This is a genomic window from Curtobacterium sp. LFS084 (genome assembly GCF_047977705.1).
Classification (GTDB): domain Bacteria; phylum Actinomycetota; class Actinomycetes; order Actinomycetales; family Microbacteriaceae; genus Curtobacterium.
This window is the reverse complement of sequence record NZ_JBFPFM010000009.1, coordinates 96,524-115,018: the sequence shown is the minus strand read 5'-3', so window position 1 is coordinate 115,018 and position 18,495 is coordinate 96,524. Positions and strand designations below refer to the sequence as shown.

Annotated in this window: 14 protein-coding genes and 1 tRNA gene; 4 read left to right on the top strand and 11 right to left on the bottom strand. The window is 71.7% G+C overall.

The window, feature by feature from the left end; genetic code table 11:
• Window positions 1–124: 124 nt before the first annotated feature.
• The 7 genes from gatB to mnmA form a co-directional block, all read right to left on the bottom strand.
• Window positions 125–1,630 (bottom strand): Asp-tRNA(Asn)/Glu-tRNA(Gln) amidotransferase subunit GatB, encoded by a 1,506-nt coding sequence (gene gatB, locus ACNQOV_RS07860; RefSeq protein ID WP_416394050.1) that lies wholly within the window; start codon window positions 1,628–1,630, stop codon window positions 125–127.
• Window positions 1,630–3,177 carry an Asp-tRNA(Asn)/Glu-tRNA(Gln) amidotransferase subunit GatA gene (gatA, locus tag ACNQOV_RS07855; protein WP_402264370.1) on the bottom strand — a complete coding sequence of 516 codons (1,548 nt, stop codon included), beginning with the start codon at window positions 3,175–3,177 and terminating at the stop codon, window positions 1,630–1,632. The genes gatB and gatA overlap by 1 nt, the downstream gene beginning before the upstream one ends.
• Window positions 3,178–3,188: 11 nt before the next feature.
• Window positions 3,189–3,488: an Asp-tRNA(Asn)/Glu-tRNA(Gln) amidotransferase subunit GatC gene (gene gatC, locus ACNQOV_RS07850; protein WP_022907359.1), complete on the bottom strand. Its 300-nt coding sequence runs from the start codon at window positions 3,486–3,488 to the stop codon at window positions 3,189–3,191.
• Window positions 3,489–3,536: 48 nt separating this feature from the next.
• On the bottom strand, window positions 3,537–5,870 hold the full coding sequence (locus ACNQOV_RS07845; protein WP_416394049.1) for a transglycosylase domain-containing protein: 2,334 nt from the start codon (window positions 5,868–5,870) through the stop codon (window positions 3,537–3,539).
• Window positions 5,871–5,954: 84 nt separating this feature from the next.
• The gene (locus ACNQOV_RS07840) at window positions 5,955–7,292 is read right to left on the bottom strand and encodes an alpha/beta hydrolase (RefSeq protein WP_416394048.1); all 1,338 of its coding nucleotides are present in this window, start codon (window positions 7,290–7,292) and stop codon (window positions 5,955–5,957) included.
• Between the two features lie 329 nt (window positions 7,293–7,621).
• The gene (ligA, locus tag ACNQOV_RS07835) at window positions 7,622–9,973 is read right to left on the bottom strand and encodes an NAD-dependent DNA ligase LigA (protein ID WP_022907362.1); all 2,352 of its coding nucleotides are present in this window, start codon (window positions 9,971–9,973) and stop codon (window positions 7,622–7,624) included.
• Window positions 9,974–10,040: 67 nt separating this feature from the next.
• Window positions 10,041–11,147 (bottom strand): tRNA 2-thiouridine(34) synthase MnmA, encoded by a 1,107-nt coding sequence (mnmA, locus tag ACNQOV_RS07830; protein WP_416394047.1) that lies wholly within the window; start codon window positions 11,145–11,147, stop codon window positions 10,041–10,043.
• 56 nt (window positions 11,148–11,203) lie between these two features.
• Here mnmA and ACNQOV_RS07825 point away from each other — a divergent pair, with 56 nt between their 5' ends.
• The 3 genes from ACNQOV_RS07825 (at window position 11,204) to ACNQOV_RS07815 (ending at window position 13,516) form a co-directional block, all read left to right on the top strand.
• Entirely contained in the window at window positions 11,204–12,538 is a 1,335-nt protein-coding gene (locus ACNQOV_RS07825; protein WP_022907364.1) for an MFS transporter, read from the top strand.
• An 81-nt stretch (window positions 12,539–12,619) separates the two neighbouring features.
• A tRNA-Leu gene (locus ACNQOV_RS07820) sits at window positions 12,620–12,703 on the top strand.
• Window positions 12,704–12,817: 114 nt separating this feature from the next.
• Window positions 12,818–13,516 (top strand): DedA family protein, encoded by a 699-nt coding sequence (locus ACNQOV_RS07815; protein WP_402264389.1) that lies wholly within the window; start codon window positions 12,818–12,820, stop codon window positions 13,514–13,516.
• A gap of 489 nt (window positions 13,517–14,005) precedes the next feature.
• Here the strand turns inward: ACNQOV_RS07815 and rdgB are convergent, their stop codons facing one another.
• From rdgB to murI, 3 genes are read right to left on the bottom strand one after another with little or no spacing between them, the layout of a single operon-like run.
• Window positions 14,006–14,596, bottom strand: coding sequence for an RdgB/HAM1 family non-canonical purine NTP pyrophosphatase (gene rdgB, locus ACNQOV_RS07810; RefSeq protein WP_022907366.1), 591 nt, complete (start codon window positions 14,594–14,596; stop codon window positions 14,006–14,008).
• Complete coding sequence (gene rph / locus ACNQOV_RS07805) at window positions 14,593–15,327, bottom strand: ribonuclease PH (RefSeq protein ID WP_416394046.1); 735 nt, start codon at window positions 15,325–15,327, stop codon at window positions 14,593–14,595. The genes rdgB and rph overlap by 4 nt, the downstream gene beginning before the upstream one ends.
• On the bottom strand, window positions 15,324–16,169 hold the full coding sequence (murI, locus tag ACNQOV_RS07800; protein ID WP_022907368.1) for a glutamate racemase: 846 nt from the start codon (window positions 16,167–16,169) through the stop codon (window positions 15,324–15,326). The genes rph and murI overlap by 4 nt, the downstream gene beginning before the upstream one ends.
• A 614-nt stretch (window positions 16,170–16,783) precedes the next feature.
• Between murI and ACNQOV_RS07795 the strand changes: the two genes are divergently transcribed.
• Window positions 16,784–18,115: a nicotinate phosphoribosyltransferase gene (locus tag ACNQOV_RS07795; protein ID WP_416394045.1), complete on the top strand. Its 1,332-nt coding sequence runs from the start codon at window positions 16,784–16,786 to the stop codon at window positions 18,113–18,115.
• Window positions 18,116–18,124: 9 nt separating this feature from the next.
• On the opposite strand, the gene ACNQOV_RS07790 is transcribed toward ACNQOV_RS07795, so the two are convergent.
• Window positions 18,125–18,385: a DUF3039 domain-containing protein gene (locus ACNQOV_RS07790; protein WP_092384164.1), complete on the bottom strand. Its 261-nt coding sequence runs from the start codon at window positions 18,383–18,385 to the stop codon at window positions 18,125–18,127.
• Window positions 18,386–18,495 lie beyond the last annotated feature (110 nt).

Sequence of the window (18,495 nt, the reverse complement as noted above, 5' to 3'; positions counted from 1 at the left end):
CCCCCCCCCCCGGCCCGGGGGGGGGGGCCGGCGCCCGGGGGGGGGCGCGGGGGGGGGGGCGGGGGGGGGGGGGGGGGGGGGGGCCCCCCCCCCCCCCCCCCTCCCGTACTGCCCGTGGGCGCTGCTAGGACTGCTGCGCGCGCTCCAGCACCAGCTCGCGGACGCGAGCGGCGTCCGCCTGGCCGTGCATGGCCTTCATCACGGCACCGATGATGGCGCCGGCGGCCTGGACCTTGCCGTCCCGGATCTTGGCGAGGACGTCCGGCTGGGCGGCGAGCGCCTGGTCGACCGCGGCGGTGAGCGCCGAGTCGTCCGACACGACCTTGAGCCCACGCGACTCGACGACCTGCGCCGGCGATCCCTCGCCTGCGATGACGCCCTCGAGCACCTGGCGGGCCAGACGGTCGGTCAGGTCGCCGGACTCGACGAGGCCGATGAGCTCCGCCACGTGCTGCGGTGACACGAGGTCGCCGGGGGCGGCGTCCTGCGTGTTCGCGACACGGCTGATCTCACCCGTCCACCACTTGCGCGCGGCCTGCGGTGCGGCACCGGCCGCGACGGTCCCCTCGAGCTCGTCGAGGAGCCCACCGTTCACGACGTCCTGGAACTCGAGGTCCGTGAAGCCCCAGTCGCCCTTGAGTCGACGGCGACGCGCCACCGGGGCCTCGGGCAGCGCGGCACGGAGCTCCTCGATGACGGCCGGGTCCGGCACCACCGGGAGCAGGTCGGGCTCCGGGAAGTAGCGGTAGTCGTCGGCGTCCGACTTCGGGCGGCCCGCCGAGGTCCGGCCGGTGTCCTCGTGCCAGTGCCGGGTCTCCTGCGTGATCGAGCCGCCGGCGGCGAGGATCGCGGCCTGCCGCTGGATCTCGTAGCGGATGGCGCGCTCGACGGCGCGGAAGGAGTTGACGTTCTTGGTCTCGGTGCGGGTGCCGAGCTTCTCCTGACCGCGGGGACGCAGCGAGATGTTCGCGTCGCACCGGAGGTTGCCGCGCTCCATGCGGGCCTCGGAGACGCCGAGCGCCCGGACGAGGTCGCGGATGACCTGCACGTACGCCGCGCCGAGCTCGGGTGCGCGTTCCTCGGCGCCGAAGATCGGCTTCGTGACGATCTCGACGAGCGGCACGCCGGCACGGTTGTAGTCGACGAGCGAGTACTCGGCGCCCTGGATGCGACCGGTGGCACCGCCGACGTGCGTCAGCTTGCCGGCGTCCTCCTCCATGTGGGCGCGCTCGATCGGCACCTGGAAGATCGTGCCGTCGGCGAGCTCGACCTCGACCTCGCCCTCGTAGGCGATCGGCTCGTCGTACTGCGAGATCTGGTAGTTCTTCGGGTTGTCCGGGTAGTAGTAGTTCTTCCGGGCGAACCGCGAGGACTCGGCGATCGAACAGCCGAGCGCGAGCCCGAGCTGGATCGAGTAGCGCACGGCCTGGGCGTTGACGACCGGCAGCGACCCGGGCAGCCCGAGGTCGACCGGCGTCACGTTCGTGTTCGGCTCGCCGCCGAAGAAGTTCGGCGCGTCGGAGAACATCTTGGTCTTCGTCGCGAGCTCGACGTGGACCTCGAACCCGAGGACCGGCTCGTACAGCCGGAGTGCCTCGTCGAAGTCCATCAGCGCGTCCTTCTGCGCCATCAGATCACACCTTCCTGCGCAGCGGACTGCTGACTCTGGTCGAGGTCCGGGATGCTGTCGATGAGCGGGTGGCCCCACTGCTGCTCGAGCAGACGCTCGAGTGCGGCACCGTAGCGGTAGAGCCGTGCGTCCTCGCGCTGCGGCGCCATGAGCTGGACGCCCGTGGGCAGGGAGTCCTCGGGCGCGAGGCCGTTCGGGATGCTCATGCCCGGGACCCCCGCGAGGTTCGCCGGGATCGTCGTCAGGTCGTTGAGGTACATCGCCAGCGGGTCGTCGATGCGCTCACCGATCGGGAACGCGGTCGTCGGTGCCGACGGGCTGACGAGCAGGTCGACCTGCTCGAACGCTGCCTGGAAGTCGCGCTGGACGAGCGTCCGGACCTTCTGCGCGGACCCGTAGTAGGCGTCGTAGTAGCCGGCGCTCAGCGCGTAGGTGCCGAGGATGATGCGGCGCTTCACCTCGGGCCCGAAGCCGGCTTCGCGCGTCGCGGCCATGACGTCCTCGACGGTGGCGCCGTTCTCGGGCGTCACGCGGAGCCCGAAGCGGACGGAGTCGAACTTCGCGAGGTTCGACGACGCCTCGGCCGGGAGGATCAGGTAGTACGCGCTGATCGCGTAGGCGAACGAGGGGGCGTCGATCTCGACGACGACGGCGCCGGCCGACTCGAGCAGGGCCACGGTCTCCTGGAAGCGCTGGGTGACACCGGCCTGGAAGCCCTCGCCACCGGCCAGCTCCTTCACCACGCCCACGCGCAGCCCGCGCAGCGTGTCGGCCTGCAGGCCTTCTCGCGCGGCGGCGGCCATCGAGGGCCAGGCGTCGGGGATGCTCGTGGAGTCGCGGGGGTCGTGCCCGCCGATCACGTCGTGCAGGAGCGCGGCGTCGAGGACGGTCCGGGACACCGGGCCGACCTGGTCGAGGCTGGACGCCAGGGCGATCGCACCGTAGCGGCTGACGCCGCCGTACGTGGGCTTCACACCGACGGTGCCGGTGACGGCACCCGGCTGACGGATGGACCCGCCGGTGTCCGAACCGAGGGCGAGCGGGGCCTCGTGCGCGGCGACCGCGGCCGCCGAACCGCCGCCGGAGCCGCCGGGGATGCGGTCGAGGTCCCACGGGTTGTGCGTCGGGCCGTACGCCGAGAACTCGGTGGTCGAGCCCATCGCGAACTCGTCCATGTTGGTCTTGCCGAGCGGGACGAGACCGGCGGCACGGAGCTTCGCGACCGGGGTGGCGTCGTAGGGCGGCACCCAGCCTTCGAGGATCTTCGACCCGGAGGTCGTCGGCATGTCCTGCGTGCACAGGACGTCCTTGATCGCGATCGGCACGCCGGCGAGCGGACCGAGGTCGTCCCCGGCGGCACGGCGGGAGTCGATCGACTTCGCCGCCGCGATGGCGTTCTGGTTGACGTGCAGGAAGGCGTGGACGTCGCCGTCCACCGCCTGGATGCGGTCGAGGTGCGCCTGGGTCGCCTCGACGCTCGAGACGTCGCGCGCCACGAGGGCGTCGGCGAGCGCAGCGGCGCTCAGCTTCGTGATGTCGTCAGTCACTGGTCTTCGCCCTACTGTTCTTCGCCGAGGATGGCCGTCACGCGGAACCGTTCGCCGTCGGAGTCGGGGGCGCCCGAGAGCGCCTGCTCCTGCGTGAGGGTCTGGCCCACCACGTCGGGTCGGGTGACGTTGCCGAGCGGCACGGGGTGGCTCGTCGCCGGCACGTCCGGGGTCGCGACCTCGGTGACCTTGGCGACGCTGTCGACGATGTGCGACAGCTCCCCCGTGAGCTTCTCGATCTCTTCGGGCGTGAGTGCGATACGTGCGAGGTTCGCCAGGTGGGCGACCTGCTCGCTCGTGATGTCAGGCATGGTGCTCCGTCGATCGGTTCGTGGATTGCGCACCAGTCTATTGGAGCGTCAGTGGCCCTTCTGCTTCCCCGTCTGCTTCTGGGGAGACTGCTGCTGCCCCTGCTGCGCTGTGGACGTGGAGTCCCCCGGCGTGGAGCCGGTCGGCGTACTGGGCGACCCGTCAGCCGCCGCACCGGCCGAGGAGTCCGACGACCCGTTCGACGACGCGTCCGACGACGAGTTGGACGACGAGTTGGACGACGTGTGGCTGGTCTGCCCGATCATCGCCGCGTTCGGGGTCGGCAGCGTCCCGCCACCGACGGTCTGGTCGAGGTAGGACATCATCGACCTCCCGACGCCGAACTTCGCGCTGTACCCGGTGGTCCCCTGCAGGAACGGCCAGTTCGCGAGGCTCACGCTGCCCTGCACGTTGCCGATCCACGTCGCGTTCGTGTACTTCGTGCTCGAGGTGACGAGCCAGTTCTGCACGTCGCCGTCGGTCGTCCCGGTCTTGGCGAACTTCGGGACGCTGTCACCAGGGTTCGCGCTCGCGGCCGTGCCCGAGCCCGTGAGGACGCCCTGCAGCGCGTAGTCGACCGTGCCGGCCACGTCGGCCGCGACGCCCCGCGTGCAGGACGCGGGCGTCGGGGTGATCGTCGTGCCGTCGGCCTCGGTGACCGAGTCGATCGCGGTCGGCGTGCAGACGACACCGCCGTTCGCGAAGCCCGCGTAGGCCTCGGCGAGGTCGATCGGCGACAGGTTGTTCACGCCGAGGATGGACGACGGGGTCTGTCCGAGCGCGCCGCCGGATGCCGGGTGGATGCCCATCGCCTGGGCGACCCCGGCGATCTTGCACAGGTCGAGCTGCTTGCCCATCGCGGCGTACGCGGTGTTGATCGACTCGGACGTCGCCGCCTGCACCGTCATCGACGCGGGCACCGATTCGGCGTTCGACACCGGCCAGGTGCCGCCGCTGACGTTCTGGCAGGAGTTCGTGAACTCGGAGTTCTGGAAGGTGTGCTCCGTCGTCGACACCGACTGCGACAGCGTGTGCCCGGTCGCGAGCCACTCGGCGAGCGTGAACACCTTGTAGGTGGAGCCGGTCTGGAAGCCGCCGGAGTTGCCGTAGCCGCTGTCGGCGCTGTAGTTGACGGCGGTGGAGCCGGCCGCGCCGGTGTCGCCCTGGGTGTACGCGGTGTTCTGCACCATCGACAGGATCCGACCCGTCCCCGGCTCGACCGTGACGTTCGACCCGCCGACGTCGACGCCGGCCATCGTCGACGGGACGTAGGTCGACAGGGCGGTCTGCGCCCGGGACTGCAGGTCGAGGTCGAGCGAGGTGTGGATCTCGAGGCCCTTGGTGTCGAGCGTCGCGATGCGCTCGGCGGCCGTCTTGCCGAACGCCGGGTCCTGCAGCACCTGATCGCGCACGTAGTCGCAGAAGTAGCCCGCGTCGTACCCGCTCGCGGCCGACGAGCAGCCGTTCGCCGTGGCGGTGATCTTCGGCGTGATCGGCGTCGCCTTGGCCTGGTCGAGCTGCGCCTTCGTGATGTCGTGGTGGACGTACATCCGCTGCAGGACGTAGTCGCGGCGTTCCTTGGTCGCGGCGTAGCCGTTCTTCGCGCCGTTGTCCGTGTTCGTGGGCTGGTCGATGCGCAGGTTCGACGGGTTGTTCAGGATGGCGACGAGCGTGGCGGACTGCACGAGCGAGAGGTCCTTCGCGTGCACGCCGAAGTAGTACTCGGCACCGGCCTCGGCGCCGTAGACCCGGCCACCGAGCCCGACGAGGTTGAGGTACCCGGTGAGGATCTGGTCCTTCGAGTACTTCTTGTTCACGGCGATCGCGTACCGCATCTCCTGGAGCTTGCGCTGCGGCGTCACGCCGGCCGCGTCCTGGTAGCAGGCGGCGACCTTCTTCTCGGTGTCGGCCGCGTCCTTGCCGGTGAGCTCCTCGCACTGCTGCACGAGGACGTTCTTGACGTACTGCTGGGTGATGCTCGACCCGCCCTGCACGTCCCCGCCGACGACCGTCGCCGCCGCGCCCCGGAGCGTCCCGACGACGTCGATGCCGCCCTCGTCGTAGAAGCGCGGGTCCTCGGTGTCGATCGCCGCCTGCTTGAGGGACTTCGCCATCGCGTCGGACGCCACCGTGGTGCGGTTCTCGGCGTAGAACGACGCGATCTTGACCTGGTGCCCGTCCTTCGTCGCGTAGACGGACGACACCTGCTGCGGCGTCTGGATGTCGAGGTAGCTCGGCAGGTCCTCGAAGAAGGACACGGCACCGGACGTCCCCTCACCGGCGACGGCGACCGCGGGCGTGACCGCCACGGCGACGAGCATGCCGGCCAGCGCCGACATCGCCACGAACGTCAGGAGAGCACCAGGCCATCGCACCACACGCATGGGGGCACGGTACGAGGGCGGTCTGGACTGGTTCTGCCGCGGAACGAGTCCTGGCTGCGCCCGTGTTCAGGTTGCCACCCAGGATCAGTCGCGGGGCTGGAGGTCCTGTGGTCGCACGAGGTACATGTCCGGCGACGCCTGCGGCATCCCCTCACCGCCGCGCTCGCCCCGACGCACCTGCTCGCGGACGAGGTCGCCCCGACCGACGGCGATGAGCGCCACGTCGTGCAGCGACGCGGTCCCCGGCTTGAGGTAGTCGTTGTGGCCGACCGGTCGACGGAAGACGTCACCGGCGTCCTGGGCGTCGACGCCGCCGGTCAGGTCGAGCACGGTCGAGCCGAACCCCGCGGCTCCCGGGTCGGTGCCGAAGTACCCGGACCCGGCGACCGGGTCGCTGTGCGCGTCGCCGACGAAGACCTGCCCGCTGCCGACGGCCAGGTCGGCGGCGGAGCGGACGTCGCTCCCCGGGGACCCCAGGACGGTCAACGAGTCCGCGCGCATCCGTCCGGACGCCAGCGCCATGAGCGCGGTGGTCGACCCGTACGAGTGGGCGACGATGTTCACCCGCGGCTCGTCGCCGGCTCGGACCGCTCGGAGTCCGCCGACCGTGCGCGCGAGCCGGTCGGCACCGGTCTTCGCGAGGCCGAGGGACATGATGTTCGACAGGTCCGGCGTGCGGTAGCCCATCCAGGCCACCACGGCGACGCCGTTCCCCGACCCGGGAGCCGCCAGCCCGGCGACCGTCGCCTGTTCGGTGTACAGGTCGTTCGCGGTGTTCGTGAAGTCCGCCATCTGCCCGGTGACGGTGAAGAACATCCCGGGGACCACGACCGTCACGTCGGCGGCGGTCGCCAGGTCACCGACGGCGATGGCGGCCCGACCGGACCCCCGGGTGTCGAGCGTGATGAGGGAACGGTCCGGGGCGCCGACCTCGTGCACGAGCGCGTCGCGGACCTGGCCGAGCATGGCCTTCACGGCGGCACCGGCGGCGGCGTCGGCGAGTCCGCGGGCGAGGACGGCTCGGTTCGCGCGGTCGCGTTCGGCGTACGGCACGCCGTCGAGGTTGCCGATGACGGACGGTGCGCAGGAGGTCAGCGCCTCGCGCTCGTCGTCGTCGAGTCCCGACCACCAGGCGGCCACCTCGGCGGCGGTCGGCGGGTCGTCCTCGGCGGTCGCGAGCACGCGCCGGTCGCGATCGGCCCGGAACAGGTCCGCACGGTCGAGCGAGGACAGGTCGTCGAGGAACGCCCGACCGTGGTCGACGGTGACGTCGCCCGGCGCGGACATCGAGCTGGTCCCCGAGACCGGCGCGGACGTCGTGCCGGCCACCGAGACCGGCGCGGACATCGTGCCGGTCACCGAGACCGACGCGGACGTCGTGCCGACCACCGAGACCGACGCGGCGAGATGTACCCCGGTCATGACCGGTCGGGGTACTGAGGGTCCTTCAGGGACCTCGGCGACGGCGCGCACGACGGCAACCGACTGGACGGCGGGCACGACCGGGGCCTCGACCACTCCGAATGAGTGCATCGAGGCGGTGAGCAGAGCCGCGGCGATGAGCAGCATTCGGGTCTCCCCCGGGAAGGCCGTCCCGTCGCCTCCCTGCAGACGACGAGTGATGCTCCGTCAAGTGTATGGAGAATACCCGTCCGAGGGACGTGCGCGATGCAACTTGTCCCCTGAACTGGGTGCAGGACATGGCGCGCCGCGGTCGCCGGACAGTGCCCGGTCGTGCTCCTGAGCGGAACTCAGCCCTCGGTGCCGCCCTCGGCCTCGTCGTCTACCGCGTCGCCGAGCGCCGCCGGCCCCTCGGTGACGAGCACCCGGAACTGCTCGGCGTCGATGATCCGGACGCCGAGCTGCTCGGCCTTCGTGAGCTTCGATCCGGCTCCGGGACCCGCCGCGACGAAGTCCGTCTTCTTGCTCACGCTCGAGGCGGCCTTCCCACCGGCGGCGATGATCGCTTCCTGCGCACCTTCCCTGCTGTACCCCTCGAGAGACCCGGTCGCGACCACCGTGAGCCCGCTGAGCACACCACCCTCGACGGCCGCGGCGCCGGGCCCGGGGTGGCCGGGTGTCGTGAACTGCACGCCGGCCGCCGTCCAGCGGTCGATGATCTCGCGGTGCCAGTCGACCTCGAACCAGTCGAGCAGCGCGTCCGCGATGATGCCGCCGACACCGTCCACCGCGGCGAGTTCCTCGCGCGAGGCAGACCGGATGGCGTCGAGGGAGCCGAAGTGGTTCGCGAGCGCGCGCGCCGCCACCGGACCGACGTGCCGGATGCTCAGGCCGACCATGATCCGCCAGAGCGGCTTGGTCTTCGCGGCGTCGATGTTCGCGAGCATCTCGAACGCGTTCTTCGACGGGTACCGGCTCGGTTCGCCCGTGTAGTCCGCTCCGCGTGCGTCGGGGTCGAACGGCGGATCGGTCTTCTTGCGCGCCCGGCTGAACGGGGTGACCCGCTTCGGCGCACCGTCGTCGGTGGTCTTCTCCATGCCGGTCTCGGCGTCGCGGACGATGACCTCGATCGGGACGATGTCCTCCATCGTCAGGTCGAACAGCCCGGCCTCGGTGTCGAGCGGCGGCTGCTCGGGGTGCAGGGGCTGCGTCAGGGCGGCCGCGGCGACCTCGCCCAGCCCCTCGATGTCGAGCGACCCACGCGACGCGATGTGCTCGACGCGGCCGCGCACCTGCGCCGGGCAGCTCTTCGCGTTCGGGCAGCGGAGGTCGATGTCGCCCTCCTTCGCCGGGGCGAGGGGTGTGCCGCACTCGGGGCAGTTCGTCGGCATCACGAACTCGCGCTCGCTGCCGTCCCGGAGCTCGACGACCGGCCCGAGCACCTCGGGGATGACGTCGCCGGCCTTGCGCAGCACGACGGTGTCCCCGATGAGGACGCCCTTCGCCTTGACGACCTGCTGGTTGTGCAGCGTGGCCTGACGGACGACCGAGCCCGCGACCTCGGCCGGGGCCATCACCGCGAACGGTGTCGCGCGACCGGTCCGGCCGACGCTGACGACCACGTCGAGGAGGGTCGTGTGGACCTCTTCCGGCGGGTACTTGTACGCGATCGCCCAGCGGGGTGCGCGCGAGGTCGACCCGAGTTCCTCGTGCAGGGCGAGGTCGTCGACCTTGATCACGATGCCGTCGATCTGGTGCTCGACCGAGGCACGTCGCTCGCCGTAGTCCTTGACGAAGGCCAGCACCTCGTCGATGGAGTCGAAGACCCGGTAGTGGGAACTCGTCGGCAGGCCCCACGTCGCGAGGAGCTCGTAGACCTCGGACTGTGCGCGGACGTCGGTGTCCCGCTCGAGTTCGGGGACGGGCCACGCGCCGATGCCGTGCACGAGCATGCGGAGGCGGCGCAGCCGGTCGACCATGAGTTCGCGCTTCGCCTCGGACTTGCCCTCCTCCTTCTGGCGGAGGGACCCGGCGGCGGCGTTCCGCGGGTTGGCGAACAGCCGCTCGCCCGCGTCGCGCTGCCTGGCGTTGAGTTCGTCGAACTGCTCGACCGGGAAGAAGATCTCGCCACGGACCTCGACGATCGGCGGGTGGCCGGAGCCGGACAGCCGGTCCGGGATGGTGCCCATCGTGCGGACGTTGCCGGTGACGTCCTCGCCGACGACGCCGTCGCCGCGGGTCGCGGCCGAGACGAGCCGACCGTTCTCGTACCGCAGGTTGATCGCGAGCCCGTCGATCTTCAGCTCGGTGAGGAAGCGGACGCGCTCGGCGCCGGCGTCGCGCTGCACCTTCACCGCCCAGTCGACGAGTTCGTCGGGGCTGAACACGTTGTCGAGGCTGAGCATGCGCTCGGCGTGCTCGACCGGTGCGAACTGCACGGTCTGTGCCTGCCCGCCGACGGTCTGCGTGGGGCTGTCGTCCGTCAGCAGCTCCGGGAAGCGCCGCTCGATCGCGTCGAGTCGGTGGACGAGCGCGTCGTAGTCGCCGTCCGCGACCGTCGAGCCGTTCTCGTCGTAGTAGGCGTGCCGCAGGTCGTTGATCAGCGACCGCAGCCGGTCGACCTCGCGCTGCGCCTGCGCCGCGTCGAGTGCGGCGGGGTCGATCGTCTCGAACGTCGAGTCCGCGGGCGTCGTGTCGCTCATGCCTCCAGTTCTACCGGCAACCACCGACCGGACGCGCAGCGACCGGTCGGCCGGGAGCGTCGAGCGCTCAGACGGTGGCCGGGACCGCCGAGACCGTGGCGTCGATCGTGCACTGTCCGAGCACCCGCGTGCCGACGTAGACCACCGCGGTCTGCCCCGGCGCGACGCCCGAGAGCGGCTCGTCGACGTCGATGACCAGCTGGCCGTCGGTGACCCGTGCGGTGGCCGGCACCGGGTCGGCGTGCGCCCGGATCTGCACGTCGCACGCGAACGGCACGGCGGGGTCGGCCGGTGCCGTGCCCGCCCAGGTGAAGCGCGACCCGGACATCGAGGTCACGTCGAGCGCCTCCTTCGGGCCGACCACGACGGTGTTCTCCTTCGGGCGGATCTCGAGCACGAACCGGGGCTTGCCGTCCGGTGCTGGCCGTCCGAGGTGCAGGCCCCGACGCTGTCCGACGGTGTAGCCGGTCGCACCCTCGTGCGCGCCGACGACCGTGCCGTCGCGCTCGACGACGTCGCCCGGCGCGGTGCCGACGCGGTCCGCCAGCCAGCCGCGGGTGTCGCCGTCGGGGATGAAGCAGATGTCGTAGGAGTCGGGCTTCTGCGCCACGGTGAGGCCTCGCGCTGCTGCCTCGGCTCGGACCTCGTCCTTCGAGGGCGTCGCGCCGAGCGGGAACATCGCGTGCTGGAGCTGCTCCGCAGTGAGGACGCCGAGGACGTACGACTGGTCCTTCGCCCACGCCGCCGAACGGTGCAGCTCGCGCGACCCGTCCGGCCCCGTGACGATCGAGGCGTAGTGCCCGGTGCAGACGGCGTCGAACCCGAGGGCGAGCGCCTTCTCGAGCAGCGCCGCGAACTTGATCCGCTCGTTGCACCGCATGCAGGGGTTCGGCGTGCGACCGGCCTGGTACTCGGCCACGAAGTCGTCGACGACGTCCTCCTTGAACCGGGCCGAGAAGTCCCACACGTAGTACGGGATGCCGAGCGCGGACGCGGCGCGCTGGGCGTCCATCGAGTCCTCGATCGTGCAGCACCCGCGGCTGCCGGTGCGGAGGGTCCCGGGCATGCGACTCAGCGCGAGGTGCACGCCGACCACGTCGTGCCCGGCGTCGACGGCCCGTGCCGCGGCCACCGCCGAGTCGACCCCACCGCTCATCGCCGCCAGAACTCGCATGCCTCCAGGGTAACCCGCCGCCGAAGCGGTACCGCGGGCGTACCGTTGCACGAGCGATGACCTCCGAGACCCCTGCCTTCGACTTCCGGTCGGTCCTGCTGTCCGGGTTCCTGCCCGCCGCGCTCTTCGCGATCGGCGAGGGCGCGATCATCCCGATCATCCCGATCGCCGCGGACTCCCTCGGCGCGAGCCTCGCGTTCGCGGGCTTCGTCGCGGCCCTGATCCTCGTCGGCGAGCTCATCGGCGACGTCCCGTCCGGCGTCGTCGTCGCCCGGATCGGTGAGCGCAACGCAATGATCGGCGCCGCCGTGGTGTCCGTCGTCGGCCTCCTGGTCTGCACGATCGCGCCGAACCCGTGGGTCCTCGCCCTCGGGGTGTTCCTCGTCGGTGTCTCCACCGCGGTCTTCGCGCTCGCCCGGCACGCGTACATGACCACCGCGATCCCGCTGCACATCCGGGCCCGGGCGCTGTCGAGCCTCGGCGGGGTGTTCCGCTTCGGGTACTTCGTCGGCCCGTTCATCGCCGCCGGTGTCGTGCACCTGACGGGCACCACGCAGAGCGCGTTCTGGATCCACATCGTCTGCTGCCTGCTGGCGGCGCTGACGCTCGTCGTCCTGCGCGACCCGGCGACGGGCGCACGCGGCTTCCGGAGGCCGAGCCGCGCCTCCCGGCCCGCGACGGACGACGCGAGCGACGGGACCGTCGCGACCACCGCCGACACGACCGGCCGACCGGCCGCGACCGAGCCGCCGACCGACACCGGGGCGCAGTTCGTCCAGGAGGAGGCGCACGGCCTCTTCCGCACCATCCGCGCGAACCGGGCCGTCCTCCTCCGACTCGGCAGCGGCGCCGGCCTGATCGGCGCGCTCCGCGCCGGCCGCCAGGTCATCCTGCCGCTCTGGGCGGTCAGCGTCGGGCTCGACGACTCCACCGCGGCCCTCGTCATCGGCATCGCCGGCGCCGTCGACTTCGCGCTGTTCTACACGAGCGGGCAGATCATGGACCGGTGGGGACGGCTCGCGAGCGCCCTGCCCTGCATGGTCGGCCTGAGCATCAGCTACTTCCTGCTCGCCTGGTCCGGACACCTCGACGCCCGAGTCGGGTGGTTCGTCGCGATCGCGATGGGGATGTCGCTCGCGAACGGCGTCGGGTCCGGCATCCTCATGACGCTCGGCGCGGACCTCGCGCCCCGGGACCACCCGGCACCCTTCCTCGGCGCCTGGCGGTTCACCGGGGACTTCGGGCAGGCCGCTGCGCCGCTCCTCATCTCCGGCGTCACCGCCGTCGCGTCGATCGCCGTCGCGAGCGGGGTGATGGGCGTCCTCGGCCTCGTGGGTGCCGGCATCCTGCTGCGGTACGTGCCGCGGTACCTCCCCCGCACGCTGCGCTGACGCTCCGGCGTCCGCCGGCGGGTCCAGGAGGCACGGCTCGCTCCCGGCATGCCGGTCGCCCTCGGTAGACTGCCGCTGCTCGCGGGAGTGGTGGAATCGGTAGACACGCAGGATTTAGGTTCCTGTGCCCCTGGCGTGAGGGTTCGAGTCCCTCCTTCCGCACCAGAGGTTGCGTCCTCACGCATCTCATACCACCGAGGGACGTTGCCGTCATCCGCGGACGGTACCCTCGTCCTGCGGGACGACTCCCCGTGCCCCGCCTCCACGACCGGAAGAACCATGCACTCCGTCGCACTCGCCCTGATCCCCTGGCTGGATCCGCAGTACATCCTCGACAACTTCGGGGCCATCGCCGTGTTCGTGGTGTGCGCCATCATCTTCGCCGAGACCGGGCTGCTGGTCGGCTTCATCTTCCCGGGCGACAGCCTCCTCGTGATCACCGGCCTCTTCGCCTTCGACCGCGGCGGCGAGATCGGCGGCATCCCGGTCTGGGTCGCGGCGCTGATGATCGCTGCCTCGGCGTTCCTCGGCGGCGAGCTCGGCTACTACATCGGCAAGAAGGCCGGCCCCCCGATCTTCGAGCGCAAGGAGAGCGGGCTCTTCTCGAAGGCCAACGTCGACCGCACGAACGCGTTCTTCCACCGCTTCGGACCGCTCGCCGTGATCCTCGCCCGCTTCGTCCCGGTCGTGCGGACCTTCCTGCCGATCGCCGCCGGTGTCGGCCGGATGAACTACAAGAAGTACTCGCTGTACAACGCGATCGGCGCCGTCATCTGGGGCGTCGGCGTGACGTTCCTCGGGTACTTCATCGGGCACATCCCGTTCGTCGCGCACATCGTCCGCGAGTACATCGACATCATCCTGCTCGCGGCCGTCGTCGTGACGGTGGTGCCGATGGCGCTGACGTACGTGCGGAACGCACGCAAGGCCAAGCGCGACGAGGCCGCGGCCGAGGCGGGGACCGAACCGCAGCGCTGACGGTCCCGTCCTGCCGGACAGGAGGCGCGGTGGGGGGGGGCCCCGCGCCTCCTGTCCGTCCGCTTCGTCGCTTCGCCGCCGCGCCGCCGGGTCGCCGCTTCGCCGCCGAGCGGGCGAAGTACGTCACCCTCGGCGCGTCCAGTCGACACGTTCCGCCCGCTCGCCGGCGCGCATACGGCGTGTTCTACCCGCTCGACGCCCGGCCCGGTCCGGCGTCGGCCCCGTCGCCGCAGCCGCCGGGTCACCGCTTCGCCGCCGAGCGGGCGAAATACGTCACCCTCGGCGCGTCCAGTCGACACGTTCCGCCCGCTCGCCGGCGCGCATACGGCGTGTTCTACCCGCTCGACGCCCGGCCCGGTCCGGCGTCGGCCCCGTCGCTTTCGCCGCGCGGTCGCGCGGGCGCTTCGCGCAACCAAAGACACCCGGAACCACGTCGCGACGTAGTTCCGGGTGCCGTTGGTTGTGCGCCGTCGCCGACGCGAGTGCCCGTCAGACGCCGAAGTGTTCCCGCACCACGGGCGCGATCCCGCGGAACGCCTTGCTGCGGTGCGAGAGCGCGTTCTTCTCCTCGCGCGTGAGCTCCGCCGACGACCGGTCGGAGTCGTCGGACCGGAACACCGGGTCGTACCCGTGCCCGCCGGTCCCGGTCGGCTCGGTCAGCACCTCGCCGTTCCACACCGCCTCGACCACGTGCTCCTCGCCCTCGGGCGTGACGAACGCCGCCGCGCAGACGAAGGCCGCGGTCCGCTCCAGCACGCCCTCGAGGTTCCGCAGCAGCAGCGCGATGTTGTCCGCATCGACCCGGGTGCCGGCGTAGCGCGCCGAGTGGATGCCGGGCGCACCGCCGAGCGCGTCCACGGCGATGCCGGAGTCGTCGGCGAGCGCCGGGAGGCCCGTGTGCGCGACCGCTGCGCGTGCCTTGATGAGGGCGTTGGCGGCGTAGGTGTCGCCGTCCTCGACCGGCTCCGGGCCGTCGTAGCCGATGAGCTCGACACCTTCGCCCAACGCCGAGCCGAGGATCTCGCGCAGTTCGACGACCTTGCCCTGGTTGTGCGTCGCGAGGACGACGGTCCCGGTCACAGTCCGAGCACCTCGCGCTGGACGGCCGCGAGGGACTGGTTGCCGGCGAGCCCGAGGTCGAGCAGCGTGTTGAGCTCGTCGCGGTCGAACGGCGCGTGCTCGGCCGTGCCCTGCACCTCGATGAACTTCCCCGACCCGGAGGTGACGATGTTCATGTCGGTGTCGGCGGCGGAGTCCTCGGTGTACGCGAGGTCGAGCATCGGCTCGCCCTTGACGATCCCGACGGAGATGGCCTGCACGCTGTCGAGCAGCGGGGTCGCCTTCTTCCCGACGAAGCCGCGCTCGCGGCCCCACTCGATCGCGTCGACCATGGCGACGTACGCGCCGGTGATCGACGCCGTGCGGGTACCGCCATCGGCCTGCAGCACGTCGCAGTCGATGACGAGGGTGTTCTCGCCGAGGCCCTTGGTGTCGACGACGGCACGCAGGGAGCGTCCGATGAGACGCGAGATCTCGTGCGTGCGACCGCCGACCTTGCCCTTGATCGACTCGCGCTGCATGCGCTCGTTCGTCGAGCGGGGCAGCATCGAGTACTCGGCGGTGACCCAGCCGGTGCCCTTTCCGGCGAGCCAGCGCGGGACGCCGTTCGTGAAGGACGCGGTGCAGAGCACCTTGGTGTTGCCGAAGGAGATGAGCGCGCTGCCCTCGGCCTGCGTGCTCCACCCCCGCTCGATCGTGACGGGACGGTGGTCGGTCGCGGTGCGGCCGTCGATGCGGAGCGTGTCGGTCATGGGGTCCTTTCGATGCGGGGCAGCGTGATGGCCCCGGTCTGGAGGTGGCCGACGCTGGAGACCTCGGGGCCGAGGAAGCGTCGGGCGAGCCGGATGAAGCCGTTCTTGTCGTCGCCGGTCGCCTCGAACGAGTAGGTCGGCGGCTCGGTGGTGGTGCGTTCGAGTCCGTGTTCGACGAGTCGGCGGTACACGTCGTTGGCGGTCTCCTCGGCGCTGGAGACGAGCGTCACGTCCGGACCCATCACGTACTGGATCGCGGCGGACATGAGCGGGTAGTGGGTGCAGCCGAGCACGAGCGTGTCGACGTCTGCAGCCCGGATCGGTGCGAGGTAGCCCGCTGCGACCTCGCGGAGTGCCGGGGAGGAGGTGTCCCCGGCCTCGACGAACTCGACGAACCGCGGGCAGGCGGCGAGGCTGAGCGTGATGTCCGAGGCGACCGCGAAGGCGTCCTCGTAGGAGCGCGAGGCGATGGTGCCGACCGTGCCGATCACACCGATGCGTCCGGTGCGGGTCTGCTTCACGGCGGCGCGTGCGGCGGGCTGGATGACCTCGACGACGGGGATGCCGTACGCCTGCTCGTACCGTTCGCGGGCATCCCGGAGCACGGCGGAGGACGCGGTGTTGCATGCGATCACGAGCGCCTTCACCCCCTGCTCGACGAGGTCGTCCATCACCTCGAGCGCGTAGCGGCGGACGTCCGCGATCGGCTTTGGACCGTACGGCGAGTGCACGGTGTCGCCCACGTACCGGATGCTCTCGCGCGGCAGCTGGTCGATGATGGCGCGGGCCACCGTGAGCCCGCCGACCCCGCTGTCGAAGACTCCGATCGGTGCATCCGTCACGACACCAGCGTACCGACGCGCGGCCCCGCCCTTCCCGTCCGCTCCGCGAGCGGGCGGAACGCGCACCGCTCGGCACCCGAGCGGGACACACTCCGCCCGCTCGCCCCGCTGCACCCGCCGGTCCCCCGCGAGCGGGCGGAATCCGCACCGCTCGGCGCCCGAGCGGGACACACTCCGCCCGCTCGCCCCGCAGCACCCGCCGGTCCCCCGCGAGCGGGCGGAATCCGCACCGCTCGGCACCTGAGCGGGACACACTCTGCCCGCTCGCCCCGCAGCACCTTCCGGACCGCCTGGAGGCGCGACCTACCCCCGCCAGGCCGAGCTGCGCCTCCAGGCCGTCACCTCCACCCCCGCACCCGGCCACCCCGCGAGCGGGCGGAATCCGCACCGCTCGGCACCCGAGCGGGACACAATTCGCCCGCTCGCGCCGCCACACCCGCCGGCCGCCCTGCGAGCGGGCGGAATCCGCACCGCTCGGCACCCGAGCGGGACACAATTCGCCCGCTCGCGCGCCCGGTCGCGCGCCCGCTCGCGCCGCCGCACCCGCCCCGGCGGCCGGGGGCGCCGCCGCTCGGACCGCACCTCGGAGGCCGCGCGACACTAGTGTCGGAGAGGTGACCAGCGCGCTCCTGACGGACCAGTACGAACTCACCATGGTCGACGCAGCCCTCAAGGACGGCACGGCCGACCGCCGCTGCGTGTTCGAGGTCTTCGCGCGCCGACTGCCCGACGGACGTCGCTACGGGGTCGCCGCGGGCCTCGGCCGGTTCCTCACCGCGCTGACCGACTTCCGGTTCGGCGACGAGGAGATCGCCTTCCTGCGCGACCGCGGAGTCATCGACGCCGGGACGGCCGCGTACCTCGCCGGCTACCGGTTCACGGGCGACATCCGCGCCTACCGTGAGGGTGAGGTGTTCTTCCCGAACTCCCCCGTCCTGCAGATCGAGGGCACCTTCGCCGAGGCGGTGGTGCTCGAGACCCTCGCACTCAGCATCTTCAACGCGGACAGCGCGATCGCGAGTGCGGCGGCGCGCATGGTCTCGGCGGCCGACGGACGCCCGCTCGCCGAGATGGGATCGCGCCGCACGGGTGAGTGGAACGCGGTCGCCGCCGCCCGGGCCGCGTACATCGCGGGCTTCGGGGCGACGAGCAACCTCGAGGCCGGGCGCACCTGGGGCATCCCGACGATGGGCACCGCGGCGCACGCGTTCACGCTCCTGCACGACACCGAGGAGGACGCCTTCCGCTCGCAGATCGACGCCCTCGGGACCGGCACGACGCTCCTCGTCGACACGTACGACATCGAGGCCGCGGTCGACACCGCGGTCCGGCTCACCGACGGCAAGCTCGGAGCGGTCCGCATCGACAGCGGCGACCTGCCGTCCGTCGTGGCCTCGGTCCGTGCGCAGCTCGACCGGCTCGGCGCGACCGAGACGAAGATCACCGTCACGAACGACCTCGACGAGTACACGATCGCGGCACTCCGCGCGGCCCCGGTGGACTCCTACGGCGTCGGGACCTCGGTGGTGTCCGGCTCGGGGCACCCGGCCGCGGGCATGGTGTTCAAGCTCGTCGCACACCGCGACGCGAGCCACCGCGATGCGAGCCACCGCGACGCGAGCGAGGGCGGAACCGGAGGCGACTGGGTCCCGGTCGCGAAGAAGTCGGCCGAGAAGGCCACGGTCGGCGGCCGCAAGCAGGCCGGTCGCCGGCTCCGGAACGGCATCGCCACCGCCGAGGTCGTGCTCACCTCGGGGCAGGTCGGCCCGGACGAGCGCCCGCTGCTCGTCCCCGTGGTGACCAACGGCGAGGTGGACCCGGCGTTCCTCGGCGTGCAGGGCGTCGAGGCGGCCCGCGCGCACCACAAGATGGCGAAGGCCGAGCTGCCCGCCGACGCGTCACGCATCGGCCGGGGCGACCCGGCCATCCCCACGCTCGTCATCTGAGCGTCGGCGTCACTCTGCCTTCATCTTCTCGTAGATCGCCTTGCAGTCGGGGCAGACCGGGAACTTCTCGGGGTCGCGACCGGGGATCCACTTCTTCCCGCACAGGGCCTTGACGGGCTTGCCGGTCAGGGCCGACTGCAGGATCTTGTCCTTCTTGACGTAGTGCGAGAAGCGCTCGTGGTCGCCGGGCTCGATCGCCTCTTCCTCGAGGAGCTTCTCGAGCTCACGGTCCATCACGTCGAGGCCGCCACCGGGTTCCGTCATGCTCATGGCTCCAGGGTACGACGACCACGCGTGCGCCGCGACGGCGGCGGGCGGACGACCCGGGTGACCCGTGACGAACTGGAGGCGCGGTGCGGGGCCGACCCGCGCCTCCAGAC

Coding starts and splice junctions, on each gene's coding strand:
- rph (WP_416394046.1), bottom strand. CDS start 15,327: ATGACCGACACGCTCCGCATCGACGGCCGCACCGCGACCGACCACCGT.
- ligA (WP_022907362.1), bottom strand. CDS start 9,973: ATGAGCGACACGACGCCCGCGGACTCGACGTTCGAGACGATCGACCCC.
- ACNQOV_RS07790 (WP_092384164.1), bottom strand. CDS start 18,385: ATGAGCATGACGGAACCCGGTGGCGGCCTCGACGTGATGGACCGTGAG.
- ACNQOV_RS07840 (WP_416394048.1), bottom strand. CDS start 7,292: ATGACCGGGGTACATCTCGCCGCGTCGGTCTCGGTGGTCGGCACGACG.
- ACNQOV_RS07815 (WP_402264389.1), top strand. CDS start 12,818: ATGCACTCCGTCGCACTCGCCCTGATCCCCTGGCTGGATCCGCAGTAC.
- ACNQOV_RS07825 (WP_022907364.1), top strand. CDS start 11,204: ATGACCTCCGAGACCCCTGCCTTCGACTTCCGGTCGGTCCTGCTGTCC.
- ACNQOV_RS07845 (WP_416394049.1), bottom strand. CDS start 5,870: ATGCGTGTGGTGCGATGGCCTGGTGCTCTCCTGACGTTCGTGGCGATG.
- gatB (WP_416394050.1), bottom strand. CDS start 1,630: ATGGCGCAGAAGGACGCGCTGATGGACTTCGACGAGGCACTCCGGCTG.
- mnmA (WP_416394047.1), bottom strand. CDS start 11,147: ATGCGAGTTCTGGCGGCGATGAGCGGTGGGGTCGACTCGGCGGTGGCC.
- gatC (WP_022907359.1), bottom strand. CDS start 3,488: ATGCCTGACATCACGAGCGAGCAGGTCGCCCACCTGGCGAACCTCGCA.